The organism is Halobacillus sp. ABA4_118, from assembly GCF_056160205.1.
On record NZ_JBSWWS010000001.1, the window covers coordinates 1279949 to 1299349 of the forward strand.

17 protein-coding genes are annotated in these 19401 nt (G+C 47.8%); 5 read left to right on the forward strand and 12 right to left on the reverse strand.

Annotated features, from left to right (window positions below; all coding sequences use genetic code 11):
• From ACXAGL_RS06255 to glgB, 5 genes are all read right to left on the reverse strand, one after another.
• On the reverse strand, positions 1-2439 hold the full coding sequence (locus ACXAGL_RS06255; RefSeq protein ID WP_474992340.1) for a glycogen/starch/alpha-glucan phosphorylase: 2439 nt from the start codon (positions 2437-2439) through the stop codon (positions 1-3).
• Positions 2440-2465: 26 nt separating this feature from the next.
• A complete protein-coding gene (gene glgA, locus ACXAGL_RS06260; RefSeq protein ID WP_474969986.1) occupies positions 2466-3896 on the reverse strand; it encodes a glycogen synthase GlgA in 1431 nt (476 codons plus the stop codon).
• A 101-nt stretch (positions 3897-3997) separates the two neighbouring features.
• Positions 3998-5104 carry a glucose-1-phosphate adenylyltransferase subunit GlgD gene (gene glgD / locus ACXAGL_RS06265; protein WP_474990417.1) on the reverse strand — a complete coding sequence of 369 codons (1107 nt, stop codon included), beginning with the start codon at positions 5102-5104 and terminating at the stop codon, positions 3998-4000.
• Between the two features lie 17 nt (positions 5105-5121).
• Positions 5122-6279: a glucose-1-phosphate adenylyltransferase gene (locus ACXAGL_RS06270; RefSeq protein WP_474969988.1), complete on the reverse strand. Its 1158-nt coding sequence runs from the start codon at positions 6277-6279 to the stop codon at positions 5122-5124.
• On the reverse strand, positions 6276-8189 hold the full coding sequence (gene glgB, locus ACXAGL_RS06275) for a 1,4-alpha-glucan branching protein GlgB (protein WP_474990419.1): 1914 nt from the start codon (positions 8187-8189) through the stop codon (positions 6276-6278). The genes ACXAGL_RS06270 and glgB overlap by 4 nt, the downstream gene beginning before the upstream one ends.
• A gap of 406 nt (positions 8190-8595) precedes the next feature.
• Between glgB and ACXAGL_RS06280 the strand changes: the two genes are divergently transcribed.
• The 4 genes from ACXAGL_RS06280 to ACXAGL_RS06295 are packed head-to-tail and all read left to right on the forward strand — an operon-like array spanning position 8596 to position 10204.
• Positions 8596-9012 (forward strand): DUF948 domain-containing protein, encoded by a 417-nt coding sequence (locus tag ACXAGL_RS06280; protein WP_474969990.1) that lies wholly within the window; start codon positions 8596-8598, stop codon positions 9010-9012.
• 7 nt (positions 9013-9019) lie between these two features.
• Positions 9020-9472, forward strand: a complete 453-nt coding sequence (locus ACXAGL_RS06285; protein WP_027956774.1) for a DUF948 domain-containing protein — start codon at positions 9020-9022, stop codon at positions 9470-9472.
• Positions 9469-9684, forward strand: coding sequence for a hypothetical protein (locus tag ACXAGL_RS06290; RefSeq protein ID WP_474990421.1), 216 nt, complete (start codon positions 9469-9471; stop codon positions 9682-9684). The genes ACXAGL_RS06285 and ACXAGL_RS06290 overlap by 4 nt, the downstream gene beginning before the upstream one ends.
• 7 nt (positions 9685-9691) lie before the next feature.
• A complete protein-coding gene (locus tag ACXAGL_RS06295; RefSeq protein WP_474969992.1) occupies positions 9692-10204 on the forward strand; it encodes a hypothetical protein in 513 nt (170 codons plus the stop codon).
• Between the two features lie 77 nt (positions 10205-10281).
• On the opposite strand, the gene ACXAGL_RS06300 is transcribed toward ACXAGL_RS06295, so the two are convergent.
• Together ACXAGL_RS06300 and ACXAGL_RS06305 are read right to left on the reverse strand one after the other, a co-directional pair.
• Entirely contained in the window at positions 10282-11565 is a 1284-nt protein-coding gene (locus ACXAGL_RS06300) for a globin-coupled sensor protein (protein ID WP_474990423.1), read from the reverse strand.
• A 74-nt stretch (positions 11566-11639) separates the two neighbouring features.
• Entirely contained in the window at positions 11640-12068 is a 429-nt protein-coding gene (locus tag ACXAGL_RS06305) for a MarR family winged helix-turn-helix transcriptional regulator (protein ID WP_474969994.1), read from the reverse strand.
• A gap of 121 nt (positions 12069-12189) precedes the next feature.
• On the opposite strand from ACXAGL_RS06305, the gene ACXAGL_RS06310 reads away from it, so the two are divergent.
• Positions 12190-13359 (forward strand): MFS transporter, encoded by a 1170-nt coding sequence (locus ACXAGL_RS06310; protein ID WP_474990425.1) that lies wholly within the window; start codon positions 12190-12192, stop codon positions 13357-13359.
• A 37-nt stretch (positions 13360-13396) separates the two neighbouring features.
• On the opposite strand, the gene ACXAGL_RS06315 is transcribed toward ACXAGL_RS06310, so the two are convergent.
• From ACXAGL_RS06315 to ACXAGL_RS06335, 5 genes are all read right to left on the reverse strand, one after another.
• Positions 13397-13564 (reverse strand): hypothetical protein, encoded by a 168-nt coding sequence (locus ACXAGL_RS06315; RefSeq protein ID WP_474969996.1) that lies wholly within the window; start codon positions 13562-13564, stop codon positions 13397-13399.
• A 60-nt stretch (positions 13565-13624) separates the two neighbouring features.
• On the reverse strand, positions 13625-15040 hold the full coding sequence (locus ACXAGL_RS06320) for an NAD(P)H-binding protein (protein WP_474969997.1): 1416 nt from the start codon (positions 15038-15040) through the stop codon (positions 13625-13627).
• Positions 15041-15425: 385 nt separating this feature from the next.
• A complete protein-coding gene (locus tag ACXAGL_RS06325; protein ID WP_474990427.1) occupies positions 15426-16733 on the reverse strand; it encodes a PucR family transcriptional regulator in 1308 nt (435 codons plus the stop codon).
• Positions 16734-16860: 127 nt separating this feature from the next.
• Positions 16861-18408, reverse strand: a complete 1548-nt coding sequence (pruA, locus tag ACXAGL_RS06330) for an L-glutamate gamma-semialdehyde dehydrogenase (RefSeq protein ID WP_474970735.1) — start codon at positions 18406-18408, stop codon at positions 16861-16863.
• 30 nt (positions 18409-18438) lie between these two features.
• Entirely contained in the window at positions 18439-19356 is a 918-nt protein-coding gene (locus ACXAGL_RS06335; RefSeq protein ID WP_474970000.1) for a proline dehydrogenase family protein, read from the reverse strand.
• Positions 19357-19401 lie beyond the last annotated feature (45 nt).

Sequence of the window (19401 nt, forward strand, 5' to 3'; positions counted from 1 at the left end):
CTACTTCAGCGCCCCGACACGATTGATTTTCCAAATCTCCCCTGCGTATTCCTGGATCGTGCGATCACTGGAAAACACACCGGATTGGGCGATGTTTACGAGACTCTTCAAGTTCCACTGACGCTTTCGCTGATAATCCTGACTGACTTTCTTCTGAGCCAGCAGATAATCTGGAAAATCTTTCAGTACAAAGTACTCGTCATTATAGGTGACCAAAGCATCGTAAATGGCCTGGAATTCCGTTTCGCCTTTAGAAAAAGGACTGTAGTGAATCAATTCATCGAGAATACGGCGGATCCGGTCGTCATTATGATAAATCTCACTGGAAGAGTAGGAGCCTTGATTGTAATACTCCCAGATCTCCTCAGAAGTGAGACCGAAAATGTAAATGTTATCATCCCCGACGTGGTCGTGGATTTCGACGTTCGCCCCGTCCATCGTCCCCACGGTCACTGCGCCGTTCATCATGAATTTCATATTCCCTGTACCCGAAGCTTCCTTCGTAGCCATGGATATCTGCTCACTGATATTGGTCGCTGGAATGATTTTCTCTGCCATGGACACGGAATAGTTCGGAAGGAACACCACTTTTATATAATCGTTTACAGCAGGATCGTTGTTGACCACTTCTGCAATACGGTTGATCAATTGGATGACCGTTTTCGCGAAATGATAACCCGGGGCTGCCTTGGCTCCGAAAAAGAAAGTCCTCGGTACCATTTCCATGGCAGGGTCTGCCTTCAATTCATTGTATAAATGCATAATATGAAGAGCATTAAGCAGTTGACGCTTATAACCGTGGAGCCGTTTAATCTGGACATCGAATATGGAGTGCGGATTGACGGTGATTCCCTGCGTCTGCTGCACCCACTCTGCAAATTCCACTTTATTCTGGTGCTTGATATCGTGAAGCTGATCAAGGAAGCTTAAATCATCTTTCCGGCTCATCAGCCGGCTTAACTGCTGCGGCTCGTGGATCCAGGTGTCGCCGATCGCTTCCGTAATGAGTGACGTCAGTTTACGGTTGCTGTGCATCAGCCACCTGCGGTGAGTAATTCCGTTGGTTTTATTGTTGAAGCGATCCGGGAATGTATGGAAGAATCGTTTCATTTCGCGATGTTTTAAAATTTCTGTATGGAGTTTTGCCACACCATTAATGCTGTGACTTCCGACAATGGATAAATGGGCCATTTTCACCTGACCGTCCGCTACGATGGCAAGGTCGGCAATGCGGTCGAAATCGCCTGGGTAAGTGCTCCACAGCTCCTGACAGAAACGCTCATTGATTTCATTGATGATCATGAAAATCCGTGGCAGCAGCGAGCGGACAAGACCTACAGGCCAGGACTCAAGCGCTTCACTAAGGGTTGTATGATTCGTATAGGAAACCGAGGACCGGGTGATCTCCCATGCCTCCTCCCAGCCGATTCCTTTCTCATCCATAAGGATCCGCATCAGTTCAGGAATGACGAGGGCCGGATGGGTATCGTTGATATGGAGGGCTGCTTTTTCAGGGAAGGAGGACCATGGCACTCCCAGTTTTTCAAAATAGCGGACAACCGACTGGACACCGGCGGAAACGAGGAAATATTCCTGCTTTAAGCGGAGGCGTTTACCGTCTTCTGTAGAATCATCCGGATATAGGAAATCCGAAATAGATTCCAGCGAACGTTTATGGCCGAGAAAATGACCGAGCTCCCCTTCTTTTTCAGCACGGGACATTGTGTCTCCGACAGATGGTTCTGCAGACCACAACCGGAGCGTATTCACGGTTTCGTTTTTATATCCGGCAATCGGGACATCATAAGGCACCGCCTGGATCGGTTCGTAGTGCTCATACTTAAAATGCAGCTTTCCGTCCTTGTCACGGGTGGAAGATACCTGTCCGCCAAAACGGACTTCGATTGCTTCATCCGGGCGCCTCACTTCCCAGACGAAGTCTTTGGAAAGCCAGTAATCAGGAAATTCCACTTGTTTCCCGTCGATGATATGCTGATCAAACATGCCGTACTTATACCGGAGGCCATAGCCGTGACCAGCCATCTCCAAAGAGGCCAGGGAATCCAGAAAACAAGCCGCCAAACGGCCGAGACCGCCGTTGCCGAGTCCTGCGTCACTTTCCTTCTCTTCCAACCCGGACAGGGACAAACCAAGCTCCTCCAGTCCTTCTTCTACAAGTGTCAGAACATCCATGTTTAATAGATTGTTCCCAAGCAGACGCCCCATAAGGAATTCCATCGAGAAATAAAACACCTGCTTCGTTTTATTACGCTTGTAATGCTGCTGGGTGTGAAGCCATTTGGCATTGATTTTCTCCTGAATCAGCGTCCCTAACGCGCGGTACGTATCATACTCCGAAGCTGTCTCCAGCGTCCGCCCATACCGGTCCTCCAACTGCTCCTTAAACGCGGCCTTGAATTCCTTTTTGCTACTGAACATCACCATAAAGGTTCCTCCTATCAGCTCTACCGGAACATCGTTTGATACAAATCCATGTACTGCTCCGCAGAGTTTTTCCAAGTGAACTTACTCTTGCAGATGTTTTTTACAAGATTCTGCCAAGAAGCAGGCTCCTGATAGAATTCGACGGCCCGGCGGATCGTGTACAGCATGTCGTGGGCGTTATAGTTTGTAAATGAAAATCCGTTCCCTTCCCCAGTCTCTTCATTATATGGCTGGACGGTGTCCACAAGTCCCCCTGTTTCCCTTACGATTGGAGCAGACAGATACCTTAAGGCAATCAGCTGACCAATCCCGCACGGTTCGAAACGGGAAGGCATGAGGAACATATCACTGGCCGCATAAATCTGACGGGATAATGGTTCTGAAAAACGGATATTCGCTGACATTTTTTCGGGGTGTCTGTGCTGTACCCATTGAAGCAGCTGCTCATATTGATATTCACCCGTACCAAGCAGGACGACTTGAACATCATCATGATAAAGCAGCTCGTCAATCACCCTTCCGATCAAGTCGAACCCTTTTTGTTCCACCAATCTGGAAACGATGCCAATCATCGGTACTTCCTTACGTACAGGCAGACCTAATTCAGCCTGCAGCCACATCTTGTTCTGAGCCTTCTTGATCAGGGAGCTGCGATACGGAAAAGCAAGGGCTTCGTCTTTCATAGGGTTATAGTTATGCTCGTCGATGCCGTTGACGATTCCGATTAATTCGTCAGTCCGTTTTCTAAGTACTCCGTCTAGGTTTTCCCCATAATAGGGCGTTTGAATCTCTTTTGCATAAGTTTCGCTGACCGTTGTAATAAAATCGGCGTAGTTCAAAGCACCCTTCATGAAGTTGATGTTCCCGAAAAATTCGAACGCATCATCTCTCATCATGCTTTCATCAAAGTCCATCAGATCATGCAGGACGGACTGCGGATAAATCCCCTGATACTTCAAATTATGGATCGTGAAGACCGTTTTCATACCTTGAAGCTTTTCCACATCCTTATAATGGGTATGTAGGTAGACAGGGATGAGACCGGTCTGCCAGTCATGGCAGTGCAGGATATCCGGAGTCCATTCCAGCGTGCAGATAAAGTCCATAACCGCTTTATTGAAGAAAACGAACCGCTCGGCTTCATCTCCATACCCATAAAGATTGGAACGTTTAAAATAATATTCGTTATCTATGAAATAGACGGGAATGCCCTCATAGTTGATATATTCGATTCCTGCATACTGGCTCCGCCAACCAAGCGTGATATCCAGTTCATCCAGGTGGGTCAGCTGTTCCTTCCAGTGATCATCCATGTTCTCATATTTCGGCAGGACGACACGGACATCGGCGCCCTGTTTCTTCAAGGCATGCGGCAGAGTACCGAGCACATCAGCAAGACCACCGGTTTTTACAAAAGGGGTGCATTCTGAACCAACCATTAAAATATTCACGTATATCCACTCCTTATCTTTGTTCAATCCATCACTTAACCATTGTTAAAGAAAAAGGACTGCCCGAGCGGTAAGGTCCAGACAGTCCCTGACAAAGGGGATTACATTGATCGCCGCTTCGCTAGTACGTACGGCTTTTCAGGTGCTCCAATCAGCGTCTTGCCACTGGAAATGGTGCAATCCTTATCAAGAATGACATTTTCCAGGACCGCTCCTTCTTCGATCTCACAGCGCTGCATGATGATGGAGTTTTTAATGACCGCCCCTTCTCCTACTTTGACACCGCGGAACAGGATGCTGTCCTCGACTTCCCCTTCAATGACACACCCGTTGGCCACCATTGTGTTTGTCACGTGTGATGACTGGGTATAATTCGATGGTGCTTCGTTTTTCACCTTCGTGTAAATCGGGGCATCCTCTTTGAATAACTCATCATGCTCAGAGGCATTCAACAACTTGGAGCTGTTGCGGTAATAACTTTCCACCGAATTGATCAGCGCATGAGTGCCGTGGTACTCATAAGCATTGATATGAATGTTCGGAAGCTTTCCTTTGATCCCATCCAGGAAGAAGTTGGAGCATCCATGGGCAATGCACTTCTCAATCAGATTGTATAGAAATTCCTTGTCAATGATGTACATATCCATATAGACGTTATGGCTGCTTCGATCATTGTGAATATTCGTCACACGGTTATTCCCATCGATATCGAGCTTGTGAGCGCGCTCATGCTCGGAATACATTTCGTCCACTTTTTTATAAATGACCGTTACGTCCGCCCCTGATTCCTTATGCTCCTGCAGGACATCCTGATAATCGATGTTGCAGATGTGCTGGGAACCGGAGATGACGATATAATCCGCCAGCGTCCGGTTGATGAAATCGATGTTGTTATGGAAATGCTGCAGATCCCCGCGGGAAATATCGGTCGGATCATTCCAATCAGGGGGCAGGATAAAAAGGCCGCCCCGTTTGCGGTCCAGATCCCAGGCTTTTCCTTGTTCGAGATGGTCCATCAGCGAACGGTATTTTCTTCTTGCAAAGACAGCTACGGATTCAATCCGGGAGTTGGTCATATTGGAAATAGCGAAATCAATCATCCGGTAGCGTCCGGCAAAAGGAACCGCTGCCCCGCAGCGGAAGTATGTGAGTTCATCGAGCATATCCTGCTCATGGTCCAGGTTAATAATTCCAGCGATACGATCCATAATATCCTCCTCAAAAATCAGTTTGTAGCATAGCTTGTTGCCAGAACACTTCCTTCATCTGCCACCAGCGTGATTTCGCTGTCTGGTGAAGGATCACCGATCACGGCTCCATCCTCAATCACCGTTCCTTTGGAGATGATGGCACGGTTGATCGTGACATTTCTGCCGATTTTGACATCCGGCATGATGACAGAATCTTTCACAACGGAGGATTCACAAACGTGAACACCATAGAAAATCACCGATGTATCCACCTTGCCGTAAATCCGGCACCCTTCATTAATCAGCGCATTTTTCACAGAAGCTGACGGTGCAATATACTGCGGCGGCTGGTTTGGATTTTTAGAATAGATCCGCCATCTGGAATCACTGAGGTTCAGTTCAGGATTCTTCTTAAGCAGGTCCATATTGGCTTCCCAAAGGCTGTCGACCGTTCCGACATCCTTCCAATAGCCTTCGAATGTATAGGCCATCATCTTTTTATAATCGTTAAGAAGAGATGGAATGATATCCTTCCCGAAATCATGGGAGGAATCTTCTTTTTCCGCATCATCAATCAAGTACTGCTTCAGTACATCCCAGCGGAAAATGTAGACGCCCATGGAAGCCAGGTTGCTCTTCGGATATTCAGGTTTCTCATCAAATTCTGTAATCTTCCCGTTATCGTCTGCGTTCATAATTCCAAAACGGCTCGCTTCCTCCCAAGGAACTTCAATAACAGAAATCGTCACGTCCGCATCCGTTTCCTTATGGTAATCAAGCATCGCGCCGTAATCCATCTTATAAATATGATCCCCGGACAGCACCAGCACGTGCTCCGGATCATACTGGTTCAGGAATTTCAGGTTACGGTAGATGGCATTCGCCGTTCCTGTATACCATCCTCCGCCTTCCGACTGCATGAATGGAGGGAGCACCGACACGCCTCCGAATTTACGGTCCAGGTCCCATGTATCTCCAATGCCGATGTAATCATTTAAAATAAGCGGCTCGTACTGTGTAAGTACGCCGACTGTATCAATGCCGGAATTCGTACAATTGCTCAGCGGAAAATCAATGATCCGGTATTTACCGCCGAAATATACGGCAGGTTTGGCGATCTGTTTCGTCAATGATTTCAATCTGGTCCCCTGCCCACCAGCTAGAAGCATCGCTACACATTCTTTATTTTTCATGATTCTCCTCCTTGATTTACTGATGTTCTTTTCAGGAAGCTCACACCGAGCGGGGGAACCGTCATGGTGACATGCTGGTTCTGGCCCTGCCATGGAGAGGATATCGTGTCCAGGGGCAGTCCATTTCTCTGCCCGGAACCACCAAAGTGCTCCGCGTCACTCGAGAAAATTTCCTCGTATGAGCCTTGTTCAGGCACTCCGACTTTATAATCGTGGTAGACCTCCGGAGTGAAATTGCATACAATGACTAATTGATCGTTTGATGTCCGGCTGTTCCGTACAAAAGATATAATGCTCTGCTCATAGTTATTCGGATCGATCCATGTGAACCCTTCTGGTTTATGATCGAGCTCCCATAATGCAGGCATCTCCTGATACATCTGTTGAAGCTGTTTCGTGTACTCCAAAATGGAGGCGTGGGAATCGTATTCCAGCAGCTCCCAGTCCAGGTCCTCCAAGTCCTTCCACTCGTCGAATTGTCCGAATTCACCTCCCATGAATAGAAGCTTCTTACCGGGATGGGCGTACATATAAGCGAGAAATGCACGCAGGTTGGCGAATTTCTGCCAATAGTCGCCCGGCATTTTATTTAATAACGATTTCTTTCCATGGACGACTTCGTCATGAGAAATCGGTAATACAAAGTTCTCGGAAAAGGCGTAATGAAGAGAAAAGGTAATTAAATTATGATGGTACTTCCGGTGGATCGGGTCCATTTCCATATACTTGAGCATGTCATTCATCCAGCCCATGTTCCACTTATAATTGAACCCGAGTCCGCCGATATGTGTCGGGGCACTGACAAGCGGCCAGGACGTCGATTCCTCCGCCATCATCAGCGTATCCGGAACTTCTTCAAAAACGGCTTTATTCATTTTTCTGATGAAGTCGATGGCTTCAATATTTTCACGCCCGCCGTATTCATTCAGCTCCCACTCTCCGTCTTCCTTACCGAAATCGAGATAGAGCATACTGGCAACAGCATCCACACGCAGTCCATCCAGGTGATACTCTTTCAGCCAGTACACAGCATTGGAGATGAGAAAGCTCTGTACTTCATTTCTGGCAAAATCAAACGTAAGCGTCCCCCACTGTGTTTTCTCAGCTTTACTAGGATTGGCATATTCATAAAGCGCTTCCCCGTCAAACCTGCGAAGCCCGTGTTCATCCTTGCAGAAGTGGCCCGGTACCCAGTCCAATATGACACCGATTCCAGAATTGTGACATTGATCGACAAAATACTTGAAGTCATCCGGGGTGCCGTAACGGGAGGTCACGGAAAAGTATCCGGTCGCCTGATAGCCCCAGGAGCGGTCAAACGGATGCTCCGTCATAGGTAGAAGTTCGATATGGGTATAGCCGAGTTCTTTCACATAAGGAATCACCATATCTGCATATTCACGGAAATTGTAAAAAACCTCCGACTCTATGTACTTCCAGGACCCTAAATGAAGTTCATAGATCGACATGGGTGATTCATAGGGATTACGTCCTTTCCGCTGGTTCATCCAGTCATGGTCGCCCCATGCATAATCATCCAGCGGATAGACAACCGAAGCGGTATTTGGACGGAGTTCGCTTGAAAATGCATACGGATCAGCTTTCAAGCGGAGATGTCCGTGAGGAGTTAAAATTTCGTATTTATAAATCGTTCCTTTTTCCAGACCGGGAAGAAAGGCGATCCACATGCCGTTGTCATTGATCTTTTCCATTGGGTGTTCCCGTCCGTCCCAGTTGTTAAATGGACCGACGACACTGACCTTAACGGCGTTCGGAGCCCAGACCGCAAAACGGATGCCCTGCTCTCCGTTTCTTGTATCCGGATGAGCCCCCAGCAGTTTGTGGCTGTACCGGAGGTTCCCTTCATGGAATAAATAAATATCATGTTCTAAAGATGTATCCTGGACCACACCATCACTCCTCGTCTCAATAATCAAACTTTATGACTAGACCTGCTGCCTATCAATCAATTCGGAAACGTTTGTTATCTCCTATATTCATCATAAAATCACCTGTATAGATTTACAATTACAATTGATAAAAATATTCTGAAAAGTTTTGTCGAAAAATGTCGAATAACCATGGCATCCGTCCATTTGTTAATTTTTCGTTAAGAACCTTTATAAGTAAGCGTTTACATATTTTGTTCTATTCCCCGGCTCACAAAATTAGAAACCACCGATTCTCTGAGTCTATGGGCCCCCTCCTTTTATCTTCTATCATGGACTGGCAGATATTTTCTTTTCCAGAAGCGTTTCAGCAAAAAAGAATAGTGGTATAGCTTTTACAAACCGAATTTAAGAGAGGTGGAACGAGATGTCATTAGCAGGACTTGGACTACTCATCATCGCAATTGCATTTGCCTTCATCAGTATCTTTGTTGTGAAAACATTAAAGACAGCATCCCATACGATGTCCAGTGTTTCCAATACATTGGAGAAAGTGGAAGGCCAGATTCAGGGGATTACATCTGAATCAGAGAGCCTGTTGAAAAAAACCAATTCAATGGCGGCTGATCTTGAAGAGAAAACCCAGAGCATCAACGGCTTGATGGATGCCGTCAACAATGTGGGCTCGACCGTAGGAAATGTGAACAGTTCCCTTCAAGGGGTTTCAGAAAGTGTGGCCCACGCCTCCCACGAGCGTAATGAGAATGTCATTAAAGCCATGCAGTGGGGCGATGCAGCCATTGATTTATATGTGAAATGGAAACGAAAGAAAATAAAGGAGTGAGGTTGGCATGGATTTTCTAGGAATCGGCGTACTCATCATCGGAATCGCTTTTGCTGTGGTCTCTATTTTTCTTATTAAAGCTCTTAATAACCTTGCCGGTGTTTTAAGCGGGGTCCGCGAAACCGTGGATCAGCTCCCGGAACAGTTGGACTCCGTCATGAAGGAAACGACCGGCGTCCTGCATAACAGTAATGATACACTGGCCGATGTGAATGAAAAGATTAAAGCATTGAGCCCGTTATTCTATATCGTTGGGGATATTGGGGAATCCTCCAGGAAGCTCACTTCTTCTCTTGTAGATATGACCTCTTCCTTGAAGAATACCACCTTTGAAGGCGAACAAAAAATTAATGAAGAAGGCTGGCGGGGCATTTATGGAGCGCTTGCCATGACCTATTACCTGTCTCAGAAAAGAAAGGCGCTCAAATCAGCCGCCCAGCTGGACCGTACGACATCATGAAGACTCTTGAATGGATATCAGGATTGACGGCAGGGGCTTTGACAGGCGTACTTATCCACTCCCTTACGCGTGATCCATCCATTGCCAAAATGAGGGTGGAGCGTAAAAAGGGTGAATTTTACCAGGCAGGCAGAATTCAGTATGAAGACATTCAGACCGCCAGAGAAACAATGAGGAATGAAGCTCAAAAAAATATAAGGATAGAAAGGTGATTCAATTATGACAACTCAACAGACGACCAAAAAAAGCGGGAGCAAAAAGCTTCCTATCGCTATTGTAACCGGAGCTCTTATCGGAGGTGCGATCGTTCTGGCGAAAGACCCTGAACAACGCCGCCGTTTGAAAGAAGGATCCCGTGCCAAGAAGGATTCTGTAACGGAATACGCTTCTGAGGTAAAAGAAAATCCATCAGAGAAAAAAGATGATCTTGTTACACGTGTCCGCAATATCGTCAATATCGCATCTGAAGCCGCTGCCACAGTACAGGAGGTTTTCAACAACCAAGGCAGAGAAATCACCGACAAAGTGAAGGACATTAAAGAAGAGTCTGAAGAAATTGTTTCCACAGCTAAAGACGCCGGCGAAGAACTGCAGGAAGTCGGAGACAAAGCCAGAGAAGCGAAAGAAGAGCTTTCCAGCGATGAGGAAGAGCAGACCACTCCAACAGCAGGAAAAACCTTCACCCCTTCCAACACACAGGACAACGTCACTGAAATCAATACACGCTCTTAATAGAAAAAGTCCCTGAGACAGCCGCCTCAGGGACTTTTTTTAGGAAACGCTGAAGCTTCCCTTTACGAACAAATCATTCAATCAGCCATCGCTGTCAACTGCTGGGAAGAAGCCGCTACTTTACCAACGGCATCATTGATTTCATCAATAACGTGCGAAAAATGCTGCAGCTCCTCTTCCATACCTGCATTGTAGGCTTTGTTCTGCCCCATCGCCGTAACAATTTCCGTAAAGAAGTGATTGATCTGTTCCATACTGTCCGCACCCTCTGCAATCATCTCATCGATACTGCCTACATGACCGGACACGTTATGGATCTGTCCACTTGTAGAATGAATCAACTGGGAAACTTCTGCAGCAGAGGTTTGTGTCTGCTCCGATAATTTACGTACTTCAGCGGCTACAACCGTAAACCCTGCTCCATGCTCCCCTGCTCGCGCAGCTTCAATTGAAGCGTTCAGGGACAACAGGTTGGTCTGTTCAGCGATGGAAGAAACGATCGTCACAATTTTACTGATTTCTTCAGCTATCCGGCTCAATTTTTCCATATCCCCGGAGATTTCCCTGATGGTCTGTTGAATCTGATTCATCTGCCGCTGGTGTACTTCCAACTGCTTCTTACCATCAAGCGACTGCTGCTCCACTTGGCGGGCTACCGCTGTTCCATTTTTAGAGTCGGTGACCATTTTTTCCGTTTGATCGGTCAGCTGTTCGGTAGAAGCACTGGCTTGCTGGGAAACAGCAGCCACTTCTGCGGACATCTGATCCACTTTCAGGTAAGCTTCTTCTCTTTTCTCTATTTCTTTTTCCCGTAAAGCATCCACTTCTCTTTGAAACATTTCCAGGACGAGCTGCTGTTCGATGCTCAGTATTTTTGTCGTCGCTGCAACCGCCTGCCGGTAATCGTCTTCTTCCAAATGCCTGTCGTATACCTCCAGGAAGGAGAGCAGTAAATCCTGAAAAGCAGACATGTACCATTTAGGCTCCAATCCGATTTTCAAGTGTACCGCGGCAATACGCTTCCTTTTTTCAATATATGACTCATCGATGACGCCCGAAAACATCTCTTCCATATGAACAGCCAGTGTTTTCCGCAGGCGCTCAACGGTACTGTGTTCCTCAATCATTTTTTGAAGCGCCGGCTCACTTTCAAGATTCACGTAAAATTTCTTCACAACCGCTTCCATTTCCACGCTTACCAGCGGCTGCAGGTCCTGCAAAACAGCGAGGTCATCTGTCGTCAGCTGAATCATTTCACATTGACGATGAACAGCCGATCCTTCCGGGACGTCGATCACCCCTGTTCTTCCCTCTCCCAGCTTCTTACGCACGGCCTCTTTTCTCTTATTCCACCAACCCATTCTAAATCCCCCTGCATGTCTTTTTTTCTTATATCGTCGTCTTAGTAACAACAGTTAAGGGGGAAAGGGCTGCACTACTCCTCCAGATGGTTTTTGATTTTTTGCAGCATCTCCTGCATCTGCTTGATTTCTGTGGGTGTCAGCGGATGGGTCACTTCGCTTTCTAAATCGTAGCGGATATGCTGAAGCTGCTCCTTCCGCTCCTTACCAAGAGACGTTAAATGAATCAGTTTCGTGCGGGCATCCTTTTCAAGCGATGCTTTATAAACCAGATCCTTTTGGATAAGTATATCAATCAGCTTGGACAAAGAAGAAGCTTTGATTCCAAGCTCTTTTTGCAGATAGGACTGCGTCACCCCGTCCTTCTCATAAAGAACGAACATGACATTCACATGAGAAACGCTCAAATCTTCCTTTTGGAGCCTCTCGTTCTGAAGCTGTTTGATTGAATGGGATATTTTCTGAATCTGATAGCCAATATCCTCATTGTGTGATTCATTCATCGCGTTCACCCTTTCTGCCGCTATTTTATCACAAACCGACTGCATTGGATGATCATTTAATTAGTTTCCTAACTAAATGTGTGTTATGATGATTTTCGAATGGCTAAAGGAGGTATGTACGATGAAACCATTATCCAAAACGGGGGTATTTGCCTTAATGCTCGCGGCCAGTCTGACTGTCATGGTCGGCAGCGCCATTACTCCCGCCTTACTTGATATATCCCAGCACTACAATATGGAGGACTCAGCCGCCTGGTTGACGACACTCCCTTCGCTCGGCGTTGTCCTGTTCGCTCCGCTCGCCGGTAAATTCATCGACAAGTCCGGACCCTACAGGGCTTTGTGTACCGGGCTGATTTTATACGGAGCATTGGGGATAAGCGCCATCTGGCTGGACGGGACGGTGTTGGTCTTCGCCGACCGCATTCTCCTCGGCGGGGCAACGGCTGTCGTGATGTCTTCGGCTACCGGGCTGCTTGCCGAATTTTTTGAAGGAGAGCAGCGACTGAAGATGATGGCTCTGCAGGGCATGTCCATTGAAGCTGGAGGTATCATCTTCCTGAGTATCGGAGGCATCCTCGGAAGCTTCGGATGGCAGTTCCCATTCCTGTTGTATCTTCTCGGTTGGATCGCTCTTGTTTTTCTATTATCTTTCGTGCCCTTTACAAGAAAAGAAACCGGAGGGGAAGAGGAAGCCGATGGTGGAACTTCTTCCGAAAAAATCTGGCCGGTGCTGTTATCCGCTATGCTCGCCATGACCATCTTTTTTGTAACGATGGTCTCTGTGCCCTTTTACCTGGCTGAGCACTTTCACATGACTTCCACAGGAACGGGATACTTTTTGGCGATGATCTCTCTTGTGGCCGTCATATCAGCCAGTCAGATGCCTAAGGTGGTCAATAAAATCAGTGACTACTCCACGCTGATGACCGGGTTCTTTTTATTCGGAGGCGGCTATCTGCTGCTTGGGCTGAACCAGACCTCCCTCCTGCTTGCCGCAGGGGCGGGAATTTTGATTGGCTTTGGCTTTGGCTTTACCATTCCACTTGCCAACCACATGACCGTGGAAAAAAGCAGCGCCGCCAAGCGCGGGAAAAATCTCGCCTACTTTTCTTCCGCTGTTTTTCTTGGACAGTTTTTATCCTCTTTTGTAGACAGTATTTCCGACGATCTGTCCGTCGTCTATCTTTTAACGGCTTCGGCCGGATTGTTGATCAGCGCCATTTACTTCATCACAATGAAAAATGTGCGCACGGGAGTGCAGAAAAAGAAATCCCCTTCTGAAGGGTGACAGCAAAAGGCCTGTCCATGAATGGACAGACCTTTACTTATGCGTCGCCTTTATAGCCAAGGCGGGCACGGTCGATATATTCATCCGGCTCGGAACCGAATTCAGTACTGTGATTCTTAAATTGAGCCAGCCGCCCGTTACGGTGCTCACCGTGACTATTGCGTTCCTTGAACTGCCGGTCGTGCTTCTTGTCCTTCTTGCTCATCCCAATCACCTCATACAAGCTTAAGTGTTACACGCTTAGTTTGGGAAAAGCGGGCATCGCTTATGCATGGTGAAGAACGGTGGAACTTCCCCATTTCTCCAAATGCTTCCTGAATAAGGCCATCACCACAAGGTGTGCTTTCGCCTGGGTGTATTTATAGAAAAACCAGGGCAGCGAAGGCATGTAGTCGTGAATTGCTACAATGGCTTCCTGACGGCCGGGGATTTTCCTGAATTCCAGGCGGCCGCGCACATTTTTTCCGCTGTCGGCGAGCATACCTCCGGAAATGTAATAAAGAGCACGGTCCCCGGTACTTCTGTCTTTGGCATAATCGAAGGATAAAAGCGGAGACTGTTTAAAGACGACCCCGATTTTACAGCAGTTGTCTTCATCCACTTCCGTTTTCACCCACGGATTGAGTGTGTTTTCCAGCCATTTCACATAGTAACGTCCAACCCAGTCTGCATCATATCCTTCTGGAATCGGAATACGCTGGACAGACCGGACATCCTGCTGCATCGGTTGAAACATCGGAAGGGCTCTCTTTCCATCTTTGTTCTCTTCTTCCTTTGCAAGAGCTTCCCTGGCCGCCTCTTCAAAAGAAATGCGGCCTTCACTTAACCCTTCCACTTTATTTTCTTCTTGTGTGACCATAGGATGGGTCAAGCTTTCAATCAGGGGATAGACCATTTCCTTCGGCGAGCCCGTGACAAGACGCACCCACAATTTGGAGAGTTCAACGGTTAAAAAAGGAACGTTAATGGTGAGCGGCTTTCTACCCATCACAGCAGCCGTCCGTTTCATCATCGTCTCGTAGGTCATGACATCCGGACCGCCCACGTCTACCGGACGTCCTTTCACCTCTTCATTTCCAATGCTGCTGTCCAGGGCATGCAGCACATCCGGAAGGGCGATCGGCTGGGTCTTCGTCCGGGTCCATTTTGGCAGAATCATAAACGGCAGCCGTTTAACCAGCTTTTTCAGAATCGGGAAGGAAGATCCTTTCGGCCCCACAATCAGCCCGGCCCGGATCGTGGTCACGGGTACTCCGTAGGCTCCAAGAATTTCTTCCACTTCCAGTCGGCTCTTCAAGTGTCGGGACAGCTTTTTTTCCTGCTCCGGGATGATACCGCTCAAATAGATGATTTGGCGGACCCCTTGTTTCTTTGCAGCCTGGGCAAAGTTATCAGCTAAAATGACATCCATATCTTCAAACTTTCCCTGGGTCAGCTTCGCAGAAGGCAGCATGGAATGAACGAGGTAGACCGCGATGTCCACCCCCTCCAGGCCTTTTTCAGCATCCACCATGGAGTAGAGGTCACAGGAACGCCATGTTACCTGTTCCTCATCTTCTTTTTGGTCACCACTTCTGGAAAGGGCAATGATGTCGGCGTGCTTTCTCAACTTTTCCATCAGGTTCTGTCCTATATATCCACTCGCGCCTGCAAGCGCAATGACCGGTCTTTTTTCTGCCATGCTCGTCACGTCCTTTCAGGTATAATGTACGTGTACCCCGTCTGTCATCACTCTTAACCCTTCAAGAACGTATATAAAAAAAGGTGAACCACCCACACAGGCGGTCCCCCTTCTCACATTGTCCAGATTCGCATCCAATTTTCCCACTTTGGAAAGAGCATCCACTTTTATCTTCCCTGAATGAAATAGCACACCGGTACTGTAGAGACACCTTTCCGCCTCCCTCGTGTTACGTGGAGCGTTCGCTGGTGACGCCTGTGGGAACAGCGCGAGCCGAAGATCCACTGGATCAAGTGTTCTTCTTGATCCAGTTAGCTGAGGCCGTGCCCGCGGCAAGCATCCACCGATAAGCGGAGCGTACCCATCACTCTTATGTGCAGATCGGTCACGACCTTAGTGCTGACTGGTAACGTTTGTAGTAGTGTTCGACGTTATTCAGGAGCAGGAGTTCAGTATAAAGGTACGCCTTCATGTTGAAGTCCTGGAAATCGATGGTCGTCATTTCCTGGATCTGTTTAATCCGGTAATTGAGTGTATTGGGGTGGATAAACAACTCGCCGGCGGTCTGCTTTCCTTTCCCATTGTTAGCAAGATAGGTTTCCAATGTGAGCAGAAGTTCCGTCTGTTTATCCATATCATTTTTCATCAAGGCCAGCAGATCTTCACTGTAATAATCCTCGGAACTGTTTTTTTCATAAAGGGCGGCCAGGTATCTGTACAGGCCGAGCGTCGCGAATTCCCGCGGCATCGTTTCCGGGCGCGGGTTAATGAAGTTGGCCGTTTCAATGACCTCGAGCGCCTCCAAAAAACTTTTCCTCATCAAGGACAGTGTTGTATATTCCTTGCCGACGCCAATCAGGAAATGATAAAACGCTTCTTCTCCTGTTTCTTTTTTCACTTCCTCAATAAAATCCCTCGCTGTCGTTCTTGATGAAAAGCGGTCGGACGCCCTTCCCTCCACGAGCAGAATAAGCTGGAATTCTGTTTTCAGCACATACATCGGACGCGTGATCCGGAAGCGGTGCACCGTTTGTAGAAGATCATCAAGCATGCTCTTATATTGAGGTGCGGTGACCGAAAAAACGACGACGGAAAAACGGTCGGCCAGATTCAGTTTGGCGAGGGCGGCTTCGTGACGGAACTGGCTTTCACTGCCGTACTCATGCTGCAGTAGCTGCCACAAAAGCTCCTCTTTCCGTCCTTCCTTAGCATTGTCTCTCATGAACTGATCATAAATGAGTCTGCCTATATGATTGGTGATGTCTTCAAGGAACTGAAAGTCCGCGTCATCCAGCAGCAGACCGGCCTCCTGCACCCAGACATACCCCATCGTATGATTCAGGTGCCTGGCTGCCACGACGACACGCTGCTGGAAGCCAAGCTCTTCCATAGGATGGACACGGATCGGGTCCGGCTGCATTTCCAGGCGCTGGACGATGCCCTCTTTTTTCAACCGGTCAATAATGAAGATCGGGCATTTTTTGGATAGAATGGTTTTCTGCTGAGTTTGATCGAAATCATCATGAGTGGAGCTGTAGGCGATCAATTCAAAGTTTTTGTTTTCAATAATCACAGGCTTACCGAGTCTGGAGCTCAGCAGCTCCGTCGCTTTATGGATATCTTCTGCCTGCAGAATCCTATCTTTAACTTCCATGGGAATCCTAACCTTTCTAAGTAGGCTGAATGTCTTCATTCGTTACCCTCCATTATATCGGTTGTCACTGGAAAGAAAAAGAAAATGGTCAAAGGGGCGGGAAAAAGAGCCGACTTCCTTCAAATAAAAAAGGCTCCCCTGAACGGAGAGCCTTTATGAGCATGGTTTAAAACATCTCGGAAATGGTTTTCGCCTGCATGTGAAGGGCAATATAATCAGGCCCGCCGGCTTTAGAATCTGTCCCGGACATCTTGAAGCCGCCGAACGGCTGGTAACCGACAATGGCACCTGTGCAGTTACGGTTGAAATAAAGATTTCCGACGTGAAAATCGTATTTCGCTTTTTCAAGGTGGTCGCGGTTATCGGAAATGACAGCACCTGTGAGGCCATATTCGGTATTGTTGGCAATATCAATCGCTTCATCAAAGTCTTTCGCTTTTGTAAAGCAGACGACAGGTCCGAAGATTTCCTCCTGCTGCATGCGGGAATTTGGATCAAGATCGGCAAAGATGGTCGGGTTGATGAAGTACCCTTTGGAATCGTCTCCTTTGCCGCCGGTGACAAGGCGACCTTCCTCCTTGCCGATTTCCATATAGCTCATGATCTTGTCATAAGCTCCCTGATCGACGACAGGCCCCATGTAGACATTCTCTTCAGAAGCGTTGCCGACCGTTAGTTTTTCAGTGGCTGCTTTGACTTTCTCCAGTACTTCGTCATACACATCTTCGTGAACGACGGCACGGGAGCCGGACGAGCATTTCTGTCCGGAAAAGCCGAACGCCGAAACGACGATGGCATCGACAGCTGTATCAATGTCTGCCTCTTTGTCAACGACAACCGTATCCTTACCGCCCATTTCAGCAATCACCTGTTTCAAGTGATTCTGGCCTGGCTGGCGTACGGAAGCCCGTTCCATGATACGCAGACCGACATCGCGGGAGCCCGTAAAGGAAATCAATGCGGTTTTCGGATGATCGACGAGATAGTCGCCGACTTCGCCGCCGCTTCCCGGCACAAAGTTCAGGACGCCTTTCGGCAGACCGGATTCCTCCAGGACCTCTACAAACTTAGCAGCGATGACGGCACTGTTACTGGCCGGTTTCATAACCACCGTGTTTCCGGCAACGAGCGGAGCGACGGTTGTACCAGCCATGATGGCGAGAGCCAGGTTCCAAGGAGGGATGACGACCGCTACTCCAATCGGCTGGTAGACATAGCGGTTTTCCTCTCCCGGGCGGCTTTCTATTGCTTTTCCTTCTTTCAGTTCAATCATCTGACGGCCGTAATACTCAAGAAAATCGATCGCTTCAGCTGTATCTGCATCGGCTTCCTTCCAAGGCTTACCAACTTCATAAACGAGATAGGAAGAGAACTCGTGCTTACGGCGGCGGATTTTGGAAGCAGCGCGGAATAGAATTTCTGCACGTGCCCTTGGATCCCATTTTCTCCAGTCTTCAAAAGCGTCGGACGCAGACTGTACCGCTTTTTCCGCCAGCTCCTGATTCGCTTTTGAAATCGTACCCACAACCTGCTTCGTGTTCGCCGGATTGGTGGACGTAATCGTATCATCGGTCCGGACACGCTCTCCGTTAATCAGAAGGTCATGGTGCTGCCCCAGCTGCTCCTTGACCTGCTTCAATGCATCTTCAAAGGCTTTCTTGTGCTCCTGCTGTTCAAAATCCGTGAATGGTTCGTGTTTGTAAGGCTGTACCATAATAATATTCCCCTTTCTGATTGTGTGGTTTTATTTAGAGAAAATCCCTTTAACGGCAAAGGCAATGTTGGCCGGACGCTCGGCTAAGCGCCGCATGAAATATCCGTACCAGTCCTCACCATAGGGAAGATACACGCGTACTTTATATCCTTCTTCCACCAGATCCTTCTGCATTTGGTTTCTCATGCCGTACAGCATTTGAAACTCAAACTGTTCACGTGGGATGTTGTGCTCTTCTGCGAGAGCCTTTGTATACTCCACAATCCGGTCATCATGACTGGCCACAGCCGTGTAATGTCCGTTCAGAAGGTTTTTCTTGATCAGGTGCTTCAAATTATCATCCACCAGCTTTTTCTCGGAAAAGGCGACTTTCGGTGATTCTTTATAGGCCCCTTTTACAAGACGAAGATAAGGATCGCAGTCATTCAGGGCATCCAGATCTTCATCAGAACGGTATAAGTAAGATTGAACGACCGTGCCGAGATTTGGATACTTCTCCTTCAATTCTCTATAAATATCAAGTGTCTCCCCGCATCTGGAGGAGTCCTCCATATCGATGGTGACCGTAATATCGTGCTTCTCCGCTTCCTTCAAGATCAGGGACAGATTCTCGATAACGAGGTCCCGGCTGATATCAAGCCCGAGGGAAGTAAGCTTCAGTGAAACTTCCGATCGGAGTCCTCCGGAAGCAATCTGCTGGATGGTCCGGATACACTCCCCGGCGCGGTCTCTCGACTCTTCTTCACAATCAACAAATTCCCCTAAATGGTCTACAGTGACCTCGAGCCCGTCATGGTTTAACTGCTGTATAATTGGAATTGCGTGGGAGAACGTCTCTCCCCCCACGATCTTGTCAGCCCCGAACTTAGCGCCAAAACGCTTTGCAAAGCGATCTAACAGCTTGTTGTTGGAGAGGTATAAGAAAAAATTCTTGCTGATGGCTTCCAAGAACACCACACCCTTTCATCATTCTCCTATCGATTACCATGCGGG

Bases quoted from the DNA above. Each gene is read 5' to 3' on its own strand.
- ACXAGL_RS06270 (WP_474969988.1), bottom strand. From the start codon at position 6,279: ATGAAAAATAAAGAATGTGTAGCGATGCTTCTAGCTGGTGGGCAGGGG.
- ACXAGL_RS06255 (WP_474992340.1), bottom strand. From the start codon at position 2,439: ATGTTCAGTAGCAAAAAGGAATTCAAGGCCGCGTTTAAGGAGCAGTTG.
- ACXAGL_RS06290 (WP_474990421.1), top strand. From the start codon at position 9,469: ATGAAGACTCTTGAATGGATATCAGGATTGACGGCAGGGGCTTTGACA.
- ACXAGL_RS06325 (WP_474990427.1), bottom strand. From the start codon at position 16,733: ATGAAGACATTCAGCCTACTTAGAAAGGTTAGGATTCCCATGGAAGTT.
- ACXAGL_RS06320 (WP_474969997.1), bottom strand. From the start codon at position 15,040: ATGGCAGAAAAAAGACCGGTCATTGCGCTTGCAGGCGCGAGTGGATAT.
- pruA (WP_474970735.1), bottom strand. From the start codon at position 18,408: ATGGTACAGCCTTACAAACACGAACCATTCACGGATTTTGAACAGCAG.
- ACXAGL_RS06285 (WP_027956774.1), top strand. From the start codon at position 9,020: ATGGATTTTCTAGGAATCGGCGTACTCATCATCGGAATCGCTTTTGCT.
- ACXAGL_RS06305 (WP_474969994.1), bottom strand. From the start codon at position 12,068: ATGAATGAATCACACAATGAGGATATTGGCTATCAGATTCAGAAAATA.
- ACXAGL_RS06310 (WP_474990425.1), top strand. From the start codon at position 12,190: ATGAAACCATTATCCAAAACGGGGGTATTTGCCTTAATGCTCGCGGCC.
- ACXAGL_RS06295 (WP_474969992.1), top strand. From the start codon at position 9,692: ATGACAACTCAACAGACGACCAAAAAAAGCGGGAGCAAAAAGCTTCCT.
- glgD (WP_474990417.1), bottom strand. From the start codon at position 5,104: ATGGATCGTATCGCTGGAATTATTAACCTGGACCATGAGCAGGATATG.
- ACXAGL_RS06315 (WP_474969996.1), bottom strand. From the start codon at position 13,564: ATGAGCAAGAAGGACAAGAAGCACGACCGGCAGTTCAAGGAACGCAAT.
- ACXAGL_RS06300 (WP_474990423.1), bottom strand. From the start codon at position 11,565: ATGGGTTGGTGGAATAAGAGAAAAGAGGCCGTGCGTAAGAAGCTGGGA.
- ACXAGL_RS06280 (WP_474969990.1), top strand. From the start codon at position 8,596: ATGTCATTAGCAGGACTTGGACTACTCATCATCGCAATTGCATTTGCC.